The organism is Pontimicrobium sp. MEBiC06410, assembly GCF_053601615.1.
Map to the genome: position 1 here is coordinate 1 of NZ_JBSHNT010000021.1, position 339 is coordinate 339.

The window sequence follows — 339 nt, forward strand, 5'->3', positions numbered from 1 at the left end:
GTTAAGCCCGTGTCTATTGCTGGCGTGTTAATGACTTCTGTACCATTGGTGTTGATACATAATAGGTAATTGTCTTCTAAATTAAACGATGGCATTGGGTTGACTTGCAACGTTAGTTCTGCGGTAGCGTAACAGTCTGAGCTATCGACCATTGTTCCTGTTCCTGTACCATCATCTACCATAGTATTATTGTCTACGCGTACATAAATAATTTGTGGGTTGGTGACATTGGTATAGGGTATTGGTAATGGGTTAATGCCTGCATCTGCATCGGCTTGTGTTAAGTAATAGCTTACGATATAGTTGGCTGGGTCTTGCCCATCTAATACTTCTGGGTTT

Annotated in this window: 1 protein-coding gene; it reads right to left on the minus strand. The window is 41.3% G+C overall.

Annotation, left to right across the window (positions count from 1 at the left end):
- The coding region (locus ACVC08_RS00150; RefSeq protein ID WP_452600496.1) for a hypothetical protein at nucleotides 1-339 on the minus strand (339 nt) is incomplete at both ends.